Origin of the sequence: Massilia sp. H6, from assembly GCF_024802625.1 — a bacterium.
Classification (GTDB): Bacteria; Pseudomonadota; Gammaproteobacteria; order Burkholderiales; family Burkholderiaceae_D; genus Telluria.
Window position 1 is genome coordinate 3,798,268 of record NZ_CP103371.1, and the last position, 19,518, is coordinate 3,817,785.

Annotated in this window: 19 protein-coding genes; 6 read left to right on the plus strand and 13 right to left on the minus strand. The window is 64.7% G+C overall.

What is annotated here, in order from left to right; all coding sequences use genetic code 11:
* Positions 1-63 precede the first annotated feature (63 nt).
* Genes glyQ through NRS07_RS17010 form a run of 5 tightly spaced genes read left to right on the plus strand, consistent with a single transcriptional unit; the run spans position 64 to position 5,428 of the window.
* Positions 64-990, plus strand: a complete 927-nt coding sequence (gene glyQ, locus NRS07_RS16990) for a glycine--tRNA ligase subunit alpha (RefSeq protein WP_259209068.1) — start codon at positions 64-66, stop codon at positions 988-990.
* A 27-nt stretch (positions 991-1,017) separates the two neighbouring features.
* Positions 1,018-3,105, plus strand: a complete 2,088-nt coding sequence (gene glyS / locus NRS07_RS16995) for a glycine--tRNA ligase subunit beta (protein ID WP_259209070.1) — start codon at positions 1,018-1,020, stop codon at positions 3,103-3,105.
* Positions 3,106-3,136: 31 nt separating this feature from the next.
* Positions 3,137-3,691: a D-glycero-beta-D-manno-heptose 1,7-bisphosphate 7-phosphatase gene (gmhB, locus tag NRS07_RS17000; RefSeq protein WP_259209072.1), complete on the plus strand. Its 555-nt coding sequence runs from the start codon at positions 3,137-3,139 to the stop codon at positions 3,689-3,691.
* A 46-nt stretch (positions 3,692-3,737) separates the two neighbouring features.
* Positions 3,738-4,478: a 1-acyl-sn-glycerol-3-phosphate acyltransferase gene (locus NRS07_RS17005; RefSeq protein ID WP_259209073.1), complete on the plus strand. Its 741-nt coding sequence runs from the start codon at positions 3,738-3,740 to the stop codon at positions 4,476-4,478.
* A 17-nt stretch (positions 4,479-4,495) separates the two neighbouring features.
* Positions 4,496-5,428, plus strand: a complete 933-nt coding sequence (locus NRS07_RS17010) for a M48 family metallopeptidase (protein WP_259213338.1) — start codon at positions 4,496-4,498, stop codon at positions 5,426-5,428.
* Positions 5,429-5,479: 51 nt separating this feature from the next.
* Here NRS07_RS17010 and NRS07_RS17015 read toward each other — a convergent pair whose 3' ends face one another.
* From NRS07_RS17015 to NRS07_RS17040, 6 genes are all read right to left on the minus strand, one after another.
* Positions 5,480-5,989 carry a YcxB family protein gene (locus tag NRS07_RS17015; protein ID WP_259209075.1) on the minus strand — a complete coding sequence of 170 codons (510 nt, stop codon included), beginning with the start codon at positions 5,987-5,989 and terminating at the stop codon, positions 5,480-5,482.
* Positions 5,990-6,090: 101 nt separating this feature from the next.
* Entirely contained in the window at positions 6,091-7,365 is a 1,275-nt protein-coding gene (waaA, locus tag NRS07_RS17020) for a lipid IV(A) 3-deoxy-D-manno-octulosonic acid transferase (RefSeq protein ID WP_259213341.1), read from the minus strand.
* 13 nt (positions 7,366-7,378) lie between these two features.
* On the minus strand, positions 7,379-8,359 hold the full coding sequence (gene waaC, locus NRS07_RS17025; RefSeq protein ID WP_259209078.1) for a lipopolysaccharide heptosyltransferase I: 981 nt from the start codon (positions 8,357-8,359) through the stop codon (positions 7,379-7,381).
* 22 nt (positions 8,360-8,381) lie between these two features.
* On the minus strand, positions 8,382-9,764 hold the full coding sequence (locus NRS07_RS17030) for a phosphomannomutase/phosphoglucomutase (protein ID WP_259209081.1): 1,383 nt from the start codon (positions 9,762-9,764) through the stop codon (positions 8,382-8,384).
* Between the two features lie 213 nt (positions 9,765-9,977).
* Positions 9,978-10,295 carry an H-NS histone family protein gene (locus NRS07_RS17035; protein WP_259209083.1) on the minus strand — a complete coding sequence of 106 codons (318 nt, stop codon included), beginning with the start codon at positions 10,293-10,295 and terminating at the stop codon, positions 9,978-9,980.
* A gap of 90 nt (positions 10,296-10,385) precedes the next feature.
* The gene (locus NRS07_RS17040) at positions 10,386-11,486 is read right to left on the minus strand and encodes a glycosyltransferase family 4 protein (protein ID WP_259209085.1); all 1,101 of its coding nucleotides are present in this window, start codon (positions 11,484-11,486) and stop codon (positions 10,386-10,388) included.
* Positions 11,487-11,765: 279 nt separating this feature from the next.
* Between NRS07_RS17040 and NRS07_RS17045 the strand changes: the two genes are divergently transcribed.
* Positions 11,766-12,623 (plus strand): symmetrical bis(5'-nucleosyl)-tetraphosphatase, encoded by an 858-nt coding sequence (locus NRS07_RS17045; protein ID WP_259209089.1) that lies wholly within the window; start codon positions 11,766-11,768, stop codon positions 12,621-12,623.
* Positions 12,624-12,653: 30 nt separating this feature from the next.
* On the opposite strand, the gene ilvD is transcribed toward NRS07_RS17045, so the two are convergent.
* From ilvD to NRS07_RS17080, 7 genes are all read right to left on the minus strand, one after another.
* Positions 12,654-14,516, minus strand: a complete 1,863-nt coding sequence (gene ilvD / locus NRS07_RS17050) for a dihydroxy-acid dehydratase (protein ID WP_259209091.1) — start codon at positions 14,514-14,516, stop codon at positions 12,654-12,656.
* Positions 14,517-14,637: 121 nt separating this feature from the next.
* The gene (locus NRS07_RS17055) at positions 14,638-15,369 is read right to left on the minus strand and encodes a 1-acyl-sn-glycerol-3-phosphate acyltransferase (protein WP_259209093.1); all 732 of its coding nucleotides are present in this window, start codon (positions 15,367-15,369) and stop codon (positions 14,638-14,640) included.
* Between the two features lie 48 nt (positions 15,370-15,417).
* On the minus strand, positions 15,418-16,698 hold the full coding sequence (locus NRS07_RS17060; protein WP_259213343.1) for a dihydroorotase: 1,281 nt from the start codon (positions 16,696-16,698) through the stop codon (positions 15,418-15,420).
* 11 nt (positions 16,699-16,709) lie between these two features.
* Positions 16,710-17,690, minus strand: a complete 981-nt coding sequence (locus tag NRS07_RS17065; protein WP_259209096.1) for an aspartate carbamoyltransferase catalytic subunit — start codon at positions 17,688-17,690, stop codon at positions 16,710-16,712.
* The gene (gene pyrR / locus NRS07_RS17070; protein ID WP_259209098.1) at positions 17,668-18,219 is read right to left on the minus strand and encodes a bifunctional pyr operon transcriptional regulator/uracil phosphoribosyltransferase PyrR; all 552 of its coding nucleotides are present in this window, start codon (positions 18,217-18,219) and stop codon (positions 17,668-17,670) included. Before pyrR ends, NRS07_RS17065 begins: the two co-directional genes overlap by 23 nt.
* Positions 18,206-18,598 carry a Holliday junction resolvase RuvX gene (ruvX, locus tag NRS07_RS17075; RefSeq protein WP_259209099.1) on the minus strand — a complete coding sequence of 131 codons (393 nt, stop codon included), beginning with the start codon at positions 18,596-18,598 and terminating at the stop codon, positions 18,206-18,208. Before ruvX ends, pyrR begins: the two co-directional genes overlap by 14 nt.
* A gap of 18 nt (positions 18,599-18,616) precedes the next feature.
* On the minus strand, positions 18,617-19,270 hold the full coding sequence (locus tag NRS07_RS17080) for a YqgE/AlgH family protein (RefSeq protein WP_373889834.1): 654 nt from the start codon (positions 19,268-19,270) through the stop codon (positions 18,617-18,619).
* Positions 19,271-19,518 lie beyond the last annotated feature (248 nt).

Below are 19,518 nucleotides of genomic sequence, written 5' to 3' on the forward strand. Positions count from 1 at the left end.
TTGGCAAATTAACCGTGTCTGCGGCCTCATCGCCGCGCCGCCTTTCCTGTCGCTACTATTCCGATGCTCACATTCCAACAAATCATTCTGACCCTGCAATCCTACTGGGACAAGCAGGGCTGCGCGCTGCTGCAGCCCTACGACATGGAAGTCGGCGCCGGCACCTTCCACACCGGTACCTTCCTGCGCGCGATCGGCCCCGAGCCATGGCGCGCCGCCTATGTGCAGCCGTCGCGCCGCCCGAAGGACGGGCGCTACGGCGAGAACCCGAACCGCCTGCAACACTATTACCAATTCCAGGTGGTGCTCAAGCCGGCGCCGGAAAACATTCTCGAACTCTACCTCGGTTCGCTCGAGGCGCTGGGCCTGGACCTGAAGAAGAACGACGTGCGCTTCGTCGAGGACGACTGGGAAAGTCCGACCCTGGGCGCCTGGGGCCTGGGCTGGGAAGTCTGGCTCAACGGAATGGAAGTGACGCAATTCACCTATTTCCAGCAAGTCGGCGGCCTCGATTGCAAGCCGGTGCTGGGCGAAATCACCTATGGCGTCGAGCGCCTGGCGATGTATTTGCAGGGTGTCGAGAACGTCTACGACCTGGTCTGGACCACGTGGGAAGAAAACGGCATCACCAAAACCCTGAAATACGGCGACGTCTTCCACCAGAACGAAGTCGAGCAGTCGACCTATAACTTCGAGCACGCCAACACCGAGCTGCTGTTCCAGGCCTTCGCCAACCACGAGCTTGAGGCCAAGCGCCTGGTCGAGCTGGCGCTGACCCTGCCGGCCTACGAACAGATCATGAAGGCCTCGCACAGCTTCAACATGCTCGACGCCCGCGGCGCCATTTCCGTCACCGAACGCGCCGCCTACATCGGCCGCGTGCGCACGCTCTCGCGCCTGGTGGCGCAGGCTTACTACGACTCGCGCGAGAAGCTTGGCTTCCCGATGCTCGGGACCGCCCAGGACAGCGCCGACCAGGCTGCCGCTTAAGTCGACCGGACCACAACAGAACACACCATGAACCAGACTCTCCTCGTCGAAATCCAGACCGAAGAACTGCCGCCGAAGGCGCTCGTCAAGCTCGGCGCCGCGTTTGCCAACGGCATTGCCAACGGCCTGAAGGCGCGCGGCTTCCTTGACCCTGACAGCGTGGTGACGCCGCACGCTACTCCGCGCCGCCTGGCGGTCACGATCACGCAGGTAGCAGCCATGTCGCCCGACAAGACCATGCGCGAAAAGGTGCTGCCGGTCTCCGTCGCGCTGGACAAGGACGGCAATCCGAGCGCGCCGCTCGCCAAGAAGCTGGCCGCGCTGGGCTTTCCAGACCTGACGCTGGCCGACCTCGAGCGCGCCCAGGACGGCAAGGCCGAATCCTTCTTCCTGACCTATACCGCTGCCGGCAGCGCGCTGGCTGCCAGCTTGCAGGACGTGCTGCTCGATGCGGTGGCCAAGCTGCCGATCCCCAAGCTCATGAGCTACCAGAGGCCAAGCGGCGCCACCGTGCAGTTCGTGCGCCCGGTGCACCTGCTGCTTGCCCTGCACGGCGAGCAGGTACTGCCCCTGACACTGCTGGGCCTCGAGGCCGGCCGCCAGACCATGGGCCACCGCTTCCTGTCGCACGGCCAGCCGATTGTCATCGCGCACGCGGACAACTACAGCGCCGTGCTGGAAAGCGAAGGCAAGGTGATCTCCAGCGCAGAAGGGCGCAAGCAGAGCATCCGCCAGCAACTGCTCGCCAAGGCCGGTGACGACCAGGTATTGATGCCCGAGTCGCTGCTCGACGAAGTCGCCGCGCTGGTCGAATGGCCGGTGGTCTACGAATGCCGCTTCGAAGAAGAGTTCCTGGCCGTGCCGCAGGAATGCCTGATCCTGACGATGCAGACAAACCAGAAATACTTCGCGCTGACCGATAGCGCGGGCAAGCTGCGTTCGCGCTTCCTGATCGTGTCGAACATCGCCACCGATGATCCGAGCGCGATCGTCGGCGGCAACGAGCGCGTGGTGCGCCCGCGCCTGTCGGACGCCAAGTTCTTCTTCGAGCAGGACAAGAAGAAGACCCTGGAATCGCGCCTGCCGCTGCTGGCCAGCGTGGTCTACCATAACAAGTTGGGCACGCAGCTCGAGCGCACCGAGCGCGTTACCGTCCTGGCCAGCAGCATCGCGCGCCGCCTGGGCATGGATGTGCCGCTGGCCGAACGCGGTGCACGCCTGGCCAAGGCCGACCTCTTGACCGACATGGTGGGTGAGTTCCCCGAACTGCAAGGCATCATGGGCACGTATTACGCGCGCCATGATGGCGAGCACGAAGAAGTCGCCCTGGCCGCGTCCGAGCATTACCAGCCACGTTTCGCCGGCGACCTGCTGCCCTCGACCAATACCGGCCTGGTCGCCGCGCTGGCCGACAAGCTCGAAACCCTGGTCGGCATCTGGGCCATCGGCCTGCAGCCGACCGGCGAAAAGGACCCGTTCGCGTTGCGCCGCCACGCGCTGGGCGTGATGCGCATGCTGGTCGAAAAGCGCCTGCCGCTGTCGATCTCGGCGCTGCTGGCCGATGCCGTGGCAGTGTTCGAGGGCCAGGCCGCCTTCAAGGACCCGCGCGCCGAGGTGGCTGTCTTCATGCTCGAGCGCCTGCGCGGCATGTTGCGCGAGCGCGGCTTCACTCCGAACGAAGTCGAAGCCGTGCTGGCCCAGAACCCGGACCGCGTCGACGACGTGGTCCAGCGCCTGGAAGCGGTACAGGCCTTTGCCGCGCTGCCGCAGTCGGCATCGCTGGCCGCGGCCAACAAGCGCATCACCAATATCCTGAAAAAGACCGACGCCGCCATCGGGGAAGTCAAGCAAGAGCTGCTGGTGGAGCCTTCCGAGAAAAGCCTGGCCGCCGCGATCGCACGCGTGCGCCCCGAGGTCGATGCCGCTTTCGCGCGCGGCGACTTCACTGGCACCCTCAAGACGCTGGCCCAATTGCGCGACGACGTGGATGCCTTCTTCAATGACGTGATGGTAATGGCCGACGATCTCGCGCTGCGCAACAACCGCCTGGCGCTGTTGTCGCAACTGCATGGCATGATGAACGGCGTGGCCGACATCTCGAAGCTCGCGGCATAAGGCGGGGCCGCCAGTGGAACAGGGTCAGCGCATGAAGCTCATCATCCTCGACCGGGACGGGGTTATCAACTTCGACTCGCCCGACTTCATCAAGTCGCCGGCGGAGTGGGTCCCGATTCCCGGCTCGCTCGAAGCGATCGCCCGTCTGAACCAGGCAGGCTACCGGGTGGTGGTGGCGTCGAACCAGTCGGGCATCGCGCGCGAACTGTTCGACATGCCGACCCTGAACGCGATCCACCAGAAGCTGCACGCCAGCGCCCAGCTGGTGGGTGCCGATATCGACGCCATCTTCTTCTGCCCGCACGCGGCGATCGACAACTGCGACTGCCGCAAGCCCAAGGCCGGCATGTTCGAAGAAATCAGCAAGCGCTTCAAGGTCAACCTGAAGGGCGTGCCAACGGTGGGCGATTCGCTGCGCGACCTGCAGGCCGGTTTCAAGATGGGCTGCCTGCCCTATCTGGTTTTGACCGGCAAGGGCGAAAAAACCCATGCCACCGGCGGCCTGCCGCCAGGCACCCAGGTCTTCCCCGACCTGGCAACGATGGTGACCGCTTTTCTGAAAACTGCGCAGCAGCGGCCCGAGTAACACCGATCAGACCCTAACCAGAATACGACGATTGTCCGGAGCTCTTTTGCAAAACTTTACCCTGTTCCTGCGTTCCCTGCTGTTCAAGCTGGTCATGATCGTGGCCACCGTCGTCTGGGCCTGTGTATGCTTCCTGGCAGCGCCGCTGCCATACAACAAGCGCTTCTGGGTGACCTCGCGCTGGAACGTCTTCATGATCTGGTGCGCCCGCGTGATCTGCGGGATCCGGTACGAGTTCAAGGGCTATGACAACTTGCCGAACAGCCCGGCGATCGTGCTGTCGAAACACCAGTCGGCATGGGAGACCATTTTCCTGCTGCCCAATCTCACGCGCCCGCTCGTTTTCGTGTTCAAGAAAGAGATCCTGTATATCCCCTTCTTCGGCTGGGCCATGGCCTTGCTGCGCATGATCCCGATCGACCGCAAGCAGGGCAAGAACGCCTTCGCGCACGTGGTCCGGCATGGCAAGCGGCGGCTTGCCGACGGCCAGTGGATCATCATGTTCCCTGAAGGGACACGCATCCCGGTCGGCCAGAAAGGCAAGTACAAAAGCGGCGGTACCCGGCTTGCTGTCGAAACCCAAACGGTTGTGGTGCCGATCGCGCATAATTCAGGTGAGTGCTGGCCGAAAAATTCGTTCATCAAGCGCCCCGGACTAATCACCGTCTCGATCGGCAAACCGATTTCGCCAGAAAATCACACACCCGAAAGCATGATGCAAGAGGTCGAAAATTGGATAGAATCGGAAATGCGCGTCATTTCGCCCCACGTCTACAGAGGTGGCTGAGCGACGTCAGCGCCCAGATCAGGGATTCGCGACCGCAGCAAGCCACGGCCTCTCCCCGGATCGACGGCAACCAGCTGGAGCTGTTCGCACAAGAATTCTTCGCCGCGCTCAAGCCGGCGGATAAACCCGCGACGCCGGCGCAACCGCTGTTCAAGGCGCCGCCGCCGGCGCCGCGCCATCTGCTTCCGTCACCGCCGGTCGCGCCTGGAGCGCCACCGCTCAAGCGCATCTTTTTGGGCGCGTACACCATCGACTACGCGCTGCGCCGTTCCACACGCCGCTCGATCGGCTTCATGATCGACGACGACGGCCTGCGGGTGACCGCGCCGCGCCGCTGCTCCCAGCTCGATATCGACAACGCGATCCGCGCCAAGGGCCGCTGGATCATCACCAAGCTGCTCGAACGCGGCGAGCGCCGCGCGCAGCAGAAAGAACGCGCGCCGATCGAATGGAAAGACGGCGCCTGCCTGCCCCACCTGGGCGGCCAGATCGTGCTGCGCCTCGAGCAAGCCGCGCGCAGCCACTGCCGGTTCGACCCGGAAACCAGTCAGTTGTGGATCGGCGTGGTGCCGGGGCTGTCCGAATGGCAGCTCAAGGAACGCGTCAAGCTCTGGTTCCAGGCCGAGGCCAAGCGGCTGTTCACCGAACGGCTCGACCACTTCGCGCCGCGCCTGGGCGTGCGCTACCGCGCGCTCGCGCTGTCCTCGGCCGGCACGCGTTGGGGCTCGTGTACCATCGAAGGAAATATCCGTCTGAACTGGCGGCTGGTGCATTACCCGCTGGCGCTGATCGACTACGTGGTGGCGCACGAACTGGCGCACCTGCGCGAGATGAACCACAGCCCGGCGTTCTGGGCCACCGTGGCCGAGGTGTATCCGGATTACGACGGCGCGCGGCTGGCGCTGCGCAAGCGCTCGCAAGAAATGCCGGTGTTATTCACGGATAAGTGAAAATGCGTGGCGTGCCCTGCAGGGCGGCCAAGGCAAGGCATGCCGCCCGCGCTACAACAGCGCGTCGCGCCTGGCGTTTGCCAATTCCTTCATCGCCTCGAGCTGCAAATCGGACAGGCAGCGATACGGGATCGGCAGGGTGCCGTGCTTGAGCACCAGCATGAAGCCGCACGAATAGGTGCGCACTGCCAGGACGTCTTCCCAGCCAATCAGGGTCACGCCGCCGCTGGTGCGCACGATCCCATGCTGGTCGATGGTGAATTCGTAGATACGGCGTCCGCGACCGAGCAGGATGAAATGCAGCGCCGCGCTGGCAGTGCTCTTGAGGCGCAGATAGAGGCTGGCAGGCCAGCGGATGCGGCGGCGGCGGATCAAAAAGCCGCCGTGCTGCCACATGAATCTGAGGTATTCACCCAGCGAGTAACGGACAAAGAAATGCAGCGCCGATTGCGGAACCGGCGCGCCTGCGGACAGCACGGCCGGAGTCTCACCTGAAAGCTCGCCCGAAGCCGAGGCTGGCGGCACATGCAGCAGCTTGTCGTCTGCTTGCTGTACCAGCATGGCGACAGGCTTGTTGCTGCTGACGGGTCTCGGACGATTAAACGAGCGCATTGCGTGTCCCTTGGTATTGGTCCGGGCTCAAACCGGAATGGTAGCAAAAGCTAGCCAATCAGTGCTCGCAAGCGTTCAACGGTGCGCAGGGTAGCGCCGCGGTGGCGGCCCGCAAACGCCAGGGCATGCGCTCCCATGGCGGCGCGCGCCACCTCGTCGTCGAGCAGGCGCACCGCCGCCGCCATCAAGGCATCGGCATCCGGCACCCGCAAGGCGGCGCCCTCGCGCACGGCTTCGTCGGTTGCCTGGGCAAAATTAAAGGTATGGAGACCGACCAGTACCGGTTTGCCGAGGGCGCAGGCTTCGATCAGGTTCTGGCCGCCCAGCGGCATCAGGCTGCCGCCGATGAAGGCGCAGTCGCAGGCGGCGAAATAGGCGAACATCTCGCCCATCGAATCGCCCAGCAACACGTCGGCCTGGACACCATCGGCTACTGCTTGGCCGAGCTGCGAGCGCCGCACCACCGTCAGGCCGCGCGCCGCGACCATTTTTTCCACTTCGTCGAAGCGCTGCGGATGGCGCGGCACGATCGCCAGCAGCGCATCGGCAGGCTTGCCCGCTACGCGCTGCCAGGCCTCGAGCACCAGCGCTTCTTCGCCCTCGCGCGTGCTGGCGCACAGCAATACCGGGCGCTTCTTGATCTGGTCGCGCAGCCAGGCGCCGGTCTGCAGCGCGCTCTGCGGCGGCACCACGTCGAACTTGATGCTGCCGGTGACCGTGACGACTGGCGCGCCGAGCGAGCCGATCCGCTTGGCGTCGGCTTCGGTCTGCGCCGCCACCAGCGAGATCGCGCTTGCCGCATCCGTCATCAGGCGGCCCATCTTGCGCCCGCTGCGCAGCGAGCGTTCGGACAGGCGCGCGTTCACCAGCGCCACCGGCACGCCTGCTGCGGCGCAGCCGGCGACCAGGTTCGGCCACACTTCGGTTTCCATCAAGATGCACACGCGCGGGGCAAAGTGGCGCAAGAAGCGCGCCACCATGAAACCGGTATCGTAGGGAAGGTAGGATTGCACGATCCGCTCGCCATGGTGTCCGAACAGCGCGCGCCCGGTGGCGCGCCCGGTTGGCGTCATGTGGGTGAGCAGGATGCGGGCATCAGGGTAGGCCGCGAGCAGCGCATCGACCAGCGGTTCGGCGGCGCGGGTCTCGCCCACCGATACCGCATGCACCCACAGCGTCGGACGGCCAGACTGCCCGGCGCCGGGAAAGCCGAGGCGTTCCAGCCAGTGCGCGCGGTAGCCCGGCTCCTTGCGCCCGCGCCACCACAGCCGCCCCAGCACCAGCGGCAGCCCCAGCCACCATGCCAGCGAATACAGGCGCCGGATCACACGCGGTCCATCACGGCGCCGCCAGCAAGCGGCGCGCGGCGTCGATCACTTCCGGCACCGAAGGCGGCGCGCCCAGGTCGCCCAGGTTGACGATGCGCCCGGACCAGTTGCCCTCGGTCTTCCACTTCGGCGAGTCGCAGTAGATTTCCACGGTCGGGCGCAGGAAAGCCGCGGCGATATGGGTCAGGCCGGTATCGACGCCGATGGCCAGCCGCGCATGCTGCGCCACGCCGACCGCGTCCATCATCGACAGCTTGGGCAGCACCCGCGCGTTGGGCAGCGCCGCGGCAAGCAACTCGGCATCTTCAAGCTCAGACTGCGAGCCCCAGGGCAGCAGCACCGGCATCGGCGCCAGCGCGCTTCCCAGCGCGATCCAGTGGTCGCGCGGCCACTTCTTGGCTTCGCGCGCGGTGCCGTGGAAGAACACTGCGTAATCGTCAGGCGGCAGGAAAGCCGGGCGCAGCGCCTGTTGCGGCGCCGGCAGCCCGAAGTCGGGCGGCGTGTCGACCGGGTAGCCCAGCGCGGCGCCGGCGACCATGCGGCCGCGCGCGACCGCATGGGTGCGCGGGTCGAGCGCGATGCTGTCGGTATGAAAAATGCGGGAGATGCCCTCGTAGCCCGAGCCTTCGCTGCCGTTGGCCAGGCCGACCTTCTTGCCGCCGCGGCGCACCCGCGCGGCGCCCATGATGATGCCGGTCTTGAGCAAACCCTGGGTGTCGAAGACATAGTCGTATTCTTCTTCGCGCAAGGCAGCAAAGAAAGCCTTGATCTCGGCGCGGGTTTCGCGCTTGCCCAGGCTCTTGCGCCAGCGCCGCAGCGCCCAGGGAATGATTCTGCGCACCTGCGGGTGCAGGCGCACCAGGCTCTGATAGCCTTCTTCGACTACCCAGTCGATCGTCGCGCCCGGATGGCGGCGCAGGATATCGGCCACCATCGGCAGGTTGTGCAGCACGTCGCCCAGCGACGATACGCGCACCAGCAGGATCTTCACACGTTGTTCCTTGCCCATCCGCTTAGAAAGGCAGGTCGGCGTCCGGCTTGGCGGCCAGGATCACGCGGCGGAACTCGGCCTGGATACGCGCCAAGGCTTCCGGCGTCTCGCCCTCGAAGCGCAACACCACGACCGGGGTGGTGTTGGACGACCGGGCCAGCCCGAAGCCGTCCGGGTATTCCACGCGCAGGCCGTCGATGTCGACGATGCGGTCGGACCCCGGGAAGCTGGCGTTGGCGCGCAGGCTGTCGATCAGCGTGAAGTTCTCGCCTTCGTTCAGGTGCAGGTGCAGTTCCGGGGTGCTGCTGGCTTTGGGCAGGCCGTTGAGCAGCGCCGATGGATCCTGCACGCGGGTCAGGATCTCGAGCATGCGGGCGCCGGCATACAGGCCGTCGTCGAAGCCGTACCAGCGCTCCTTGAAGAAGATGTGGCCACTCATTTCGCCGCCGAGCGGGGCGCCGGTTTCCTTGAGCTTGGCCTTGACCAGCGAGTGGCCGGTCTTCCACATCAGGGCCTTGCCGCCGTGCTGTTCGATCCAGGGGCCGAGGTGGCGCGTGCACTTGACGTCGTACAGGATCTCGCCGCCCGGGTTGCGCGACAGGACGTCGGCCGCGAACAGCATCATCTGGCGGTCCGGGAAGATGATCTGGCCATCTTTGGTGACGATGCCGAGGCGGTCGCCATCGCCGTCGAAGGCCAGGCCGATCTCGGCGTCGGTCTCTTGCAGGGCGCGGATCAGGTCTTGCAGGTTTTCCGGATGCGCCGGGTCGGGATGGTGGTTCGGGAAGGTGCCGTCGACCTCGCAGAACAGCTCGACGACCTCGCAGCCCATGCCGCGGTACAAATCGGCGGCGAAAGCACCGGCCACGCCGTTGCCGCAATCGACCGCGATCTTGATCGGGCGCGCCAGCTTGACGTCGCCAATGATGCGCTCGAGGTAGGCGGCGCGGATGTCGTGGGTGCGGTAGCCGCCGCGCTGCGCTGCGACGCTGCCGTCATGGGCCGCGATGCTGTCGTGCAGGGCCAGGATGGCGTCGCCATGGATCGCTTCGCCGGCCAGCACCATCTTGAAGCCGTTGTAGTCCGGCGGATTGTGGCTGCCGGTGACCATGATGCCCGAGCGGGTATCGAGCACATTGGTGCCGAAGTAAACCATCGGCGTGGCAACCATGCCGAGGTCGATCACGTCCGCACCGGCATCGCGCAAGCCTTCGCTCAGGGCAGCCGTCAGGCCCGGGCCCGACAGGCGGCCGTCGCGGCCGATCACGACCGTGCGTTCTCCCTTGGCCAGGGCGGCGGCGCCGAATGCCCGCCCGATATGGCGTGCAATGCCGTCGTCGAGGGTCTTGTCGATGACGCCGCGAATGTCATAGGCCTTGAAGATTGTTTTGGAGAGAGCAACCATGATGTCCTGGGATAAGAGGCGCGTGGGCTCGGCAGCAATCAAGACTGCAGCCTGTGACGGCAAGGCGTCGACGCCGGAATGAGTGAAAAGATAATGCCCGCTATTGTAGCGGCAAGCGGCGCCCTGTGGGAATCGGGCGGACCGCTTGTCGGATATTGCTTCGAGCGCCAGGCAAACTTGCCAGTAACTCGTTGGCCGGCAATGCCGGCTCGATTACACGCGCAGCTTGTCGATCGACTTGCCGCTTTCAACCCATTCCTTGACCCACTTCGGCTGGCGACCGCGGCCAGTCCATTGCTGCGAAGCGTTGTCAGGGTGGCGGAAACGCACTGCCACCGAATTACCCTTGGTCGAATTGCTGCGACCGCCGGTCGCGAGCAGCTCTTTGAGCGGCACGCCGACGCTTTGTGCGATTGCCAGGATTTGTTCGCGTGCTTTTTGCACTTCCTGCACTTCGCGCTTCTTCATTTCCTGCTTGATTTGCTCTTGCAGGTTGCGCATATCGCCTACCGACATATTAGACAGATCCATTTTCGTTCCCTCGATAGTTAAGGTTGATACAGAGTTCGATACCGGCACGGAGAAAACTCACCAATTGTCGCAATATACTACATTTGAAATCTATTCGCGGCCTTTCCTGTGCAAAAAAAGCCATCGCGGAGACTTAAAGCGAACGATACGCGCATATAACCAAAGGTAACTGATTACAAACAACAAGCTGAAGAAGATCAGTGCGCCTGTGTTTTTCCAGAACACGGTGGCCGGAATCACCGCCATCAGCGAAAAGAGCCATAAATAAGGCGAAGTGCGCGCGTTCCGCTTCATCAATGCGCGCGCCTCTCGGGGCCCGACCGTCCATTGCACAATCCGCCGGAAAATCAAGCTATGCAGGTGAATCCCGTCTGGCAGCGCCGGGGATTTACCGCGTACGAACATGCGCCGGTACGCCGAGAAAATGGTTTCGAATGCGGGATAGATCAGCAGCAAAGCGGCATACCATGTCGACACTTCCGGATTGCGCATGACCAGCAGCAGCGCGAGCTCTCCCAGCATGAAGCCGATAAAATATGCGCCGCCATCGCCCAGGAAGATCAGGCCGACCGGGTAATTCCAGATCAGGAAGCCGAAGGTTGCACCAGCCACTACCAGCGCCGTCACCAGCACGAACATATCGCCTACCTGGAGCGCCACATACGCCAGCGACATCAGCATGCAGATGGTGACCACGCTGGCCAGGCCATTGAATCCATCGATGATATTGACCGCATTGGCGATACCCGCCACTGCCAGTACCGTGAGCGGCAACACAATCCAGTCCAGCTGCAGCGGCAATATGCCCCAGGGTAGGTCGAGACGCACCAGCCTGGCTCCGAGCAGGTAATACGCCAGCAGCGCCGCCACCATGGTGAGCAGCAGCCGGCGTGCCGGAGACACCCGGCCCGTATAGTCTTCGACGATTCCGCCTGCCATTGCAATGCATGCGCATCCGAGCAAAGGGGCGAGCCATGGCCCGAGCGAAGGCTCGCGCCACACCGATACCGCGCCGGTGATGACTACCGCCAGATAAATCGGGACGCCGCCTATGCGCGCAACTGAATGGGAGTGGAACTTCTGTACGCCGCCATAATCGCTGTCGAGCGCCGAACCATTGCGCTTGGCCAGTTTAATTACAAGCAGAGTCAGCAGCGCGGACAAGACGAAACTGACAAAAAAGGAGAACATTTATTATTCTTTCGGTGCAGTCAAGCGAGTCGTTTCCGCTTCGACTCCGCGGAAAAAACCACGGCACTCTTGTCAATCGAACCCGGCGCCATTGTACCGGATAAGATCAGGCGCTCCGGCCACGAAATGGAAACTACGCCGCGCGTGCCGATCCGGTCAAACCGCCATGCATCCAATCGTTCAAAAACGGCGCATTGCGCGCGCCAGGCAATCGGATGCAGGGGCAGGCAAAATCATTTAGTATCCAAAAACCGCCGGCCCACATTCGATAAGAACAACATGAGAACCTACGCCATCGGCGACCTGCAGGGCTGCGCCCACGAAGCCCAATTGCTCATCGAGCGCATCCACGACGATGCACTCGAACACGGACAGCCGCTGCCGCGCATCCTGTTCGTCGGCGACTTGATCAACCGCGGCCCCGATTCACTGACCGCCCTGCGCCGCATGAAGGCCTTGTCCGATGCAGATCCGGACCGGGTCGACGCCCTGCTCGGCAACCACGACCTGCACCTGATCGCGGTGGCGGTAGGCGCGCAGCGCGCCAGCCGTTCCGACACGCTTGGCGAGATCCTGGCCGCACCCGACTGCGAGGCGTTGATCGACTGGCTGCGCCGGCGCCCGCTGGCGATGTTCGTCGACGCGCACCTGCTGGTGCACGCGGGGGTGGCGCCGCAATGGAGCGCGGCGCAGACCATGGCGCTGGCGCACGAAGTCGAAACCACCCTGCGCGGCGATGGCTGGATCGACTTTCTGCGCCAGATGTATGGCAACGAGCCAGACCGGTGGAGCGACGACCTGACCGGCATTGCGCGGCTGCGCTGCATCGTCAATGCACTCACCCGCGTGCGCCTGTGCACCGCGGACGGGCGCATGGATTTCCTGCACAAGGAAAGCGAGGTCGGGCCGGAGGGGTCGGGACTGCTGCCGTGGTTCGACCTGCCCCAGCGCCGGACGGCGGATGTGACCGTGGTGTTCGGACACTGGTCGGCGCTGGGACTGGTGCTGCGGCCAAACCTCATTGGCCTGGACAGCGGCTGCGTGTGGGGCGGAAAGCTGACGGCGGTGTGCCTGGACGACCGCAAGCTGTTGCAGGTCGATTGCCCGGAATACCGCGAGCATGGTGGTAAAAAATAGGGTGAACGGCGATCCCGCCCACCCCACGGCTTAGCGGCGCAGCTGGGTGATGTCCCGTACCGCCCCACGATCGGCCGACGTCGTCAACGCCGCATAGGCCTGCAGCGCCTGCGACACATGGCGCTCGCGCCCGACCGGCATCCACGCGTCGCGCCCGCGGTCTTCCATCTTGCCGCGCCGGTGCGCTAGCTCTTCAAAGCTCACCCGCAGATTGATGGTGCGCGCCGGGATATCGATGTCGATGACATCCCCCTCTTCCACCAGGGCGATCGCTCCGCCCTCGGCCGCTTCCGGCGAAGCATGGCCGATCACCAGGCCAGATGAGCCGCCCGAGAAGCGCCCGTCCGTGAACAGCGCGCAGGCCTTGCCCAGGCCCTTGGACTTGATGTACGAGGTCGGGTAGAGCATCTCTTGCATGCCCGGTCCGCCTTTCGGGCCCTCGTAGCGGATGATTACGACGTCGCCCGCCTCCACGGTGTCTCCCAGGATCGCTTCCACCGCCGCGTCCTGGCTCTCGAATACGCGCGCCTTGCCGGAGAAGACCAAAATGCTCTCGTCCACGCCGGCAGTCTTCACGATGCACCCCTTCTCGGCGATATTCCCGTACAACACCGCCAGGCCGCCATCTTGCGAATACGCGTGCTCGCGGTCGCGGATGCAGCCCAAGCTGCGGTCGAGGTCATTGCCGGCAAAGCGTTCGGACTGCGAGAACGCCACCTGGGTCGGCACGCCGCCCGGCGCGGCGCGAAACAGCTGGTGTACGCCCTGGTCGTCGCTGACGCGGATGTCGTACTTCGCGAGGGCTGCTTCAAGGGTCGGGCTGTGCACGGTCGGCAGCGACGTGTCGAGCAGGCCGGCGCGCGCCAGTTCGCCCAGGATCGACATGATGCCGCCAGCGCGGTGCACGTCTTCGATGTGGTATTTGTCGGTCATGGGTGCCACCTTGCACAGGCAGGGCACCTTGCGCGAGATGCGGTCGATGTCGGCCATGGTGAATTCGACCTGCGCCTCGTGCGCCGCCGCCAGCAGGTGCAGCACGGTGTTGGTGGAGCCACCCATCGACACGTCCAGCGCCATGGCGTTTTCGAATGCGGCCTTGCTGGCGATGCTCCGCGGCAGCACCGAATAGTCATCCTGTTCGTAGTGGCGCTTGGCGACCTCGACGATCAGGCGGCCGGCGCGCAGGAACAGCTCCTTGCGATCTGAGTGGGTGGCGACGATGGTGCCGTTGCCCGGCAGCGCCAGGCCAAGCGCTTCGGTCAGGCAATTCATCGAATTGGCCGTGAACATGCCCGAGCACGAGCCGCAGGTCGGGCAGGCGGCGCGCTCGATCTCTGCCACGTCGGCATCGGACACGCTGCTGTCGCCGGCCTTGATCATGGCGTCGATCAGGTCGAGCTTGATGATCTGCTGGCCGCTGCCGACCGTCTTGATCACCTTGCCCGCCTCCATCGGCCCGCCCGACACGAATACCACCGGAATGTTCAGGCGCATCGCGGCCATCAGCATGCCCGGCGTGATCTTGTCGCAGTTCGAGATGCACACCATCGCATCGGCGCAATGGGCATTGACCATGTATTCGACCGAGTCGGCGATCAGGTCGCGCGAAGGCAGCGAATAGAGCATGCCGCCGTGGCCCATGGCGATGCCGTCATCGACCGCGATGGTATTGAATTCCTTGGCCACGCCGCCGGAGGCTTCGATCTCGCGCGCCACCAGCTGGCCCAGGTCCTTCAGGTGCACATGGCCGGGCACGAACTGCGTAAACGAGTTGACCACCGCAATGATCGGCTTGTCGAAATCGCCATCTTTCATGCCGGTGGCGCGCCACAGCGCGCGCGCGCCAGCCATGTTGCGGCCCTGGGTGGTGGTATGTGAACGATAGACGGGCATGGTGCTCTCCTCAAGCTGGCAATGGTGCAAAGCACCAGCGTGCTCCGCTTGCTGTGAGTTGTCCAATATATGATTCATTACCCTGTGATTCATTTCACGAATCACAGGGCGGTGCTGTCATTTAGCCTCGCAAGGCCCCTGCCACGGCGTCGTGCGCGGCCTGCGCCAGTTCGCGCCGGTGCGCACCCACGCCTTCGATGGGAGCCAGCGCCTGCAGCCGCGCCCGCACCGGCTCGCCCTCCAGGATCCGGAACATACTGTCGACAAAACTGATATCGCCGCTATAGTCGACCGACGGGTGATGGCCGCCGCCAGCGTCGAGATAGGCCAGCGCATACGGCTGCACCGCCACCTTGGCATCGATGGCGGCCTCGAACAGGTTGGCGTGGAAAGGCAGCACCTCACCCTGATGCGAGGTCGTCCCTTCGGGGAAGAAGGCCACGCGCTGGCCCTGCGCCAGCACCGCGACGATGCCCTTGAAGATATGGCGCAGCTCGCGTCGGTTGCCGCGCGCGATGAACACCGTGCCAGCAGCGTGCGCCAGCCAGCCCAGCACCGGCCAGGCGCGGATCTCGGCCTTGGCCACGAAACGGCACGGGTACAGGGCGTTGATCACGAAGATGTCGAGCCAGGAGACGTGGTTGGCCACCACCAGCGCATGCTCGAGCACCGGCGCGCCGGGCGCGGCTTCCACGCTGACCCGGCAGATGCCGACCAGCTTGCGCGACCAGCGCCGCGTCAGGCGCGCGCGCAACGCGTTCGACGCCAGCGGGAACACGACGGCGCAGGTGGCCAGGCCGGCCACCAGGTGGACCGCGAGGCGCGCAAGGCGCAATGCCAGGCGCAGCTTCACGATGCGCGAAGCTCGAACGGGGCGGGCAAGGCCAGCGGCCCGCCGCGCTCAGCGCTGGTAAGCAACGCGGCCGCGCACGATGGTCGCACGTACCTGCCCGGCCAGCTCGTAGCCCAGGAAAGGCGTGTGCTTGCCCTGGCTGGCGAGCGCCTTGCGCTCGACCTTCCAGCGCGCGTCCGGGTCGAACAGCACCAGGTCGGCCGCCGCGCCGACCGAGAGCGTGCCGGCGGGCAGGCCGGCAATGCGCGCCGCCTCATGCGTGATCTTGGAGATCGCCTGCACCAGCGCATCGCCGCCGTGCTGGTCCTCGGCCCACTTCAGGCTCAGCGATAGCAGCAGTTCCAGGCCGGTGGCGCCGGGCGAAGCTTCGCCGAAAGGCAGCAGTTTCTCGTCGTCGTCGACCGGGGTGTGGTCCGAGCAGATCGCATCGACGGTGCCATCGAGCAGGCCGCTGCGGATCGCTTCACGGTCGCGCTGGCTGCGCAGCGGCGGATTGAAGCGCGCGTTGGGATCGAAGAAGCCGATGTCGGCATCGGTCAGGTGCAGGTGATGCACGCCGACGTCGCAGCTGACCGGCAAGCCTTCTTTCTTGGCCGCCCTGACCAGCGCCAGGCCTTCGCTCGACGACATGCGGCACAGGTGCACGCGGGCGCCGCTGGCGCGCATGAGTTCGAAAATGGTGTGCAGCGCGATGGTCTCGGACATGGTCGGCACGCCGGACAGGCCCAGGCGCGAAGCCAGCGGCCCGCTGTGGGCCACGCCGCCACGGCCGATATGGGCATCCTGGGGACGCAGCCACACGGTGAAACCGAAGGTTTTCGCATACTGCATCGCACGCAGCAGCACGTTGGTGTCGAGCACCGGCACTTCGGCCTGCGAAAAGCCGATGCAGCCGGCCTCGGTCAGCTCGGCCATCTCGGTGAGCGCCTGGCCCTTCAGGCCCATGGTCAGTGCGCCCAGCGGGTGCACATTGGCCTGGTCGAGAATGCGCGCGCGGTGCTTGAGCATCTCTACCAGGCCCGGCTCGTCCAGTACCGGGTCGGTGTCCGGCGGGCACACCAGGGTAGTCACGCCGCCCTGCATCGCCGCCTGCATTTCAGATTCGAGCGTCGCCTTGTACTCGTAGCCCGGCTCGCGCAGGCGCGCCGACAGGTCGACCAGCCCCGGCGCGACCACCAGGCCGCTGGCGTCGATGGTGTTGTCGGCCACGAAGCCGTCCGGGGCGGTGCCGATGGCGGCAATCACGCCGCCGGCGATGTACACGTCCTGTACCTTGTCGATGCCGTTTGCCGGGTCGATCACGCGCCCGTTCTTGATATGGTGTTTCATGCGTTCGAATTTCAAGTCCTGCCTCCCGCCAAAATGCTCATGACCGCCATCCGTACCGCGATCCCGAAGGTCACCTGCGGCAGGATCACCGCCTGGCCGCCGTCCGCCACCGCCGAGTCGATCTCGACACCGCGGTTCATCGGCCCGGGGTGCATCACGATCGCGTCCGGCCGGGCCAGCGCCAGGCGCTCCGGGGTCAGGCCGTAGCTCTTGAAGTATTCCTGTGCCGAGGGCAGCAGCGCGCCACTCATGCGCTCGCTCTGCAGGCGCAGCATGATGATCACGTCGACGTCCTTCAGCCCTTCGTTCATGTCGGTGAAGGTGCGCACGCCCATTTGTTCCAGGCCGCCAGGGAGCAGCGTGTGCGGGCCGATGGCGCGCACTTCGGGCACGCCCAGCGTGGTCAGCGCGTGGATGTCCGAACGCGCCACGCGGCTGTGAAGAATGTCGCCGACGATCGCCACCCGCAGGTTGGTGAAGTCTTTCTTGTAGTGGCGAATCGTGTACATGTCGAGCAGGCCCTGGGTCGGGTGCGCGTGCCGGCCGTCGCCGGCATTGACCACGTGCACGTGCGACTGCCCGCTCTCGATCAGGTGCTTGGCGATCAGGTAGGGCGCGCCCGACTGCGCATGGCGCACCACGAACATGTCGGCGTGCATGGCCGACAGGTTGTCGATGGTATCGAGCAGCGACTCGCCCTTGCTGGCCGACGACGCCTGGATGTTCAGGTTGATGACGTCGGCCGACAGGCGCTTGGCCGCGATCTCGAAGGTAGTGCGGGTGCGGGTACTGTTCTCGAAGAACAGATTGAACACGCTCTTGCCGCGCATGAGCGGCACCTTCTTGACCTCGCGGTCGGAGATGCCCACGAAGCTCGACGCGGTGTCGAGGATGTGGTTCACGATGGACTTGGGCAGGCCTTCGATGCTGAGCAGGTGCTGCAGCTCGCCGTTCTTGTTCAGCTGTGGATTATTTTGCAGTAGTTTCGGCATGGCTCGTGGTTGGGGCAGGATCTTCTTCAATGGTCAGCGCGAGCTGGCCGGCATCGCCGCGCTGCAGGCACAGCGACTGGTGCGAGGGCAGCGTGGTGCGTACGCCGACATAGTCGGCAGCCACCGGCAGCTCGCGCCCGCCGCGGTCGGCCAGCGCCGCCAGCCGGATGCAGGCCGGGCGTCCGTAGTCGAACAGCACGTTGACCGCGGCGCGCACGGTGCGGCCGGTCTCCAGCACATCGTCCACCAGCACGATGGTGGCGCCATCGACCGCGAAGCGGATGTGGGTCGGCTTGACGTCCGGGTGCAGGCCTTTTTTCGCATAATCGTCGCGATAGAACGAGACGTCGATGGTGCCGAAGCGGCCCAGCAGGTCGAGGTCGCGCGCCAGCCGTTCGGCCAGCCAGGCTCCGCCCGAGTGGATGCCCACGATGGCGGGGTCCGGCACGCCGGCCAGGCCGGCGCGGACCTGGGCCAGCAGCTCGCGGTACAGGCTTTCCGCGTCATACTCCAGTTTAGGTGTTGGCATGTTCGTCAAAGTATTGTTGCAAGATGATGGCGGCCGCCTTGGCGTCGATAAGCTCGCCGCGCTTGTGCGCGATGACAACCGAGGAATAGCGCTCGTCGACCAGGTCGACTGGCAGGCTGAAGCGGCCGTGGAGCTGGTTGGCGAAGCGCCGCGCACGCAGGGTCATGTCGTGCTCGGCGCCATCGGGATGGCGCGGCTCGCCCACGATCAGGCGGGCCGGCTTCCATTCGTCGATAAGCTCGCCGATGACCTGGAAACGGGTGGTGTTGTCGATGGCCTTGATGACCGTCAACGGTTGCGCCTGTCCAGTCAGGGTGTTGCCGGTGGCGATGCCAATGCGCTTCACCCCGAAGTCAAAACCGAATACGATGTCCACCATCAGGGAAAGGCACTTTCTTTATGCATGGCCGGCTTCGGTTGCAAGCATGAGTGGATCGATTCCCAGCAGTTTGATGGCGGCGGTATAGCGCTCTTCGATCGGCAGGTCGAACAGGACGTGGGCATCGGCGGCGACCGTGAGCCAGCCGTTGCGGGAAAGTTCTTCTTCGAGCTGGCCAGGGCTCCAGCCCGAATAACCGATCGATACCAGCATGCGGGCCGGACCGGCGCCGTTGGCAACGGCCTCGAGCACGTCGATCGAGGTCGTGAAAGCGACGTCGTCGGTCACGGTGAGCGAGGACGAATAGCGGCCGCCGGGCGAGTGCAACACGAAGCCGCGGTCGTCCTGGACCGGGCCGCCAAACATGATCGGCTCGTCCACCACCGAGGAGCGCAGGCCTGCGCCGAGCTTCAGGTCGACCCGGTCGAACAGCACTTCCATTGTCATGTCGGTCGGCTTGTTGATGACCACGCCGAGCACGCCTTTTTCGTTGTGCTCGCAGACATAGACTACCGTGCCGCCGAAAATCGGATCCTGGATCGATGGCATCGCGATCAGGAAATGGTTGGCGAGGTTGAGGCCGGAAGAAACGGGGCCGATGTTCCCCAGCGTATCGTCTTCCGGTGGCATGCCGGGCATCGGTAGAGTCTTGCCAACTTTGCTTTTTTTCATACGCTTACTCTCAGATGGGCTCACTCTGGTTATCGGCCACCGCAAGAACAACAGACGACCGGGAAGTGTCCACGAAACAACGTTACGCTTTTCGATAGTTTACACTGAATCCGTCCAAGGGCTGTGGAAGCGCCACGCCACGCACCGCAAGTGCTGCAATACCGATGCGGTCCGGTCCCGCTACTGTCCCGCCCTGATGGCTGCACTGCAGCCTAGGAAGAATCCTACCCAGTAAAATCGGTCGCCAC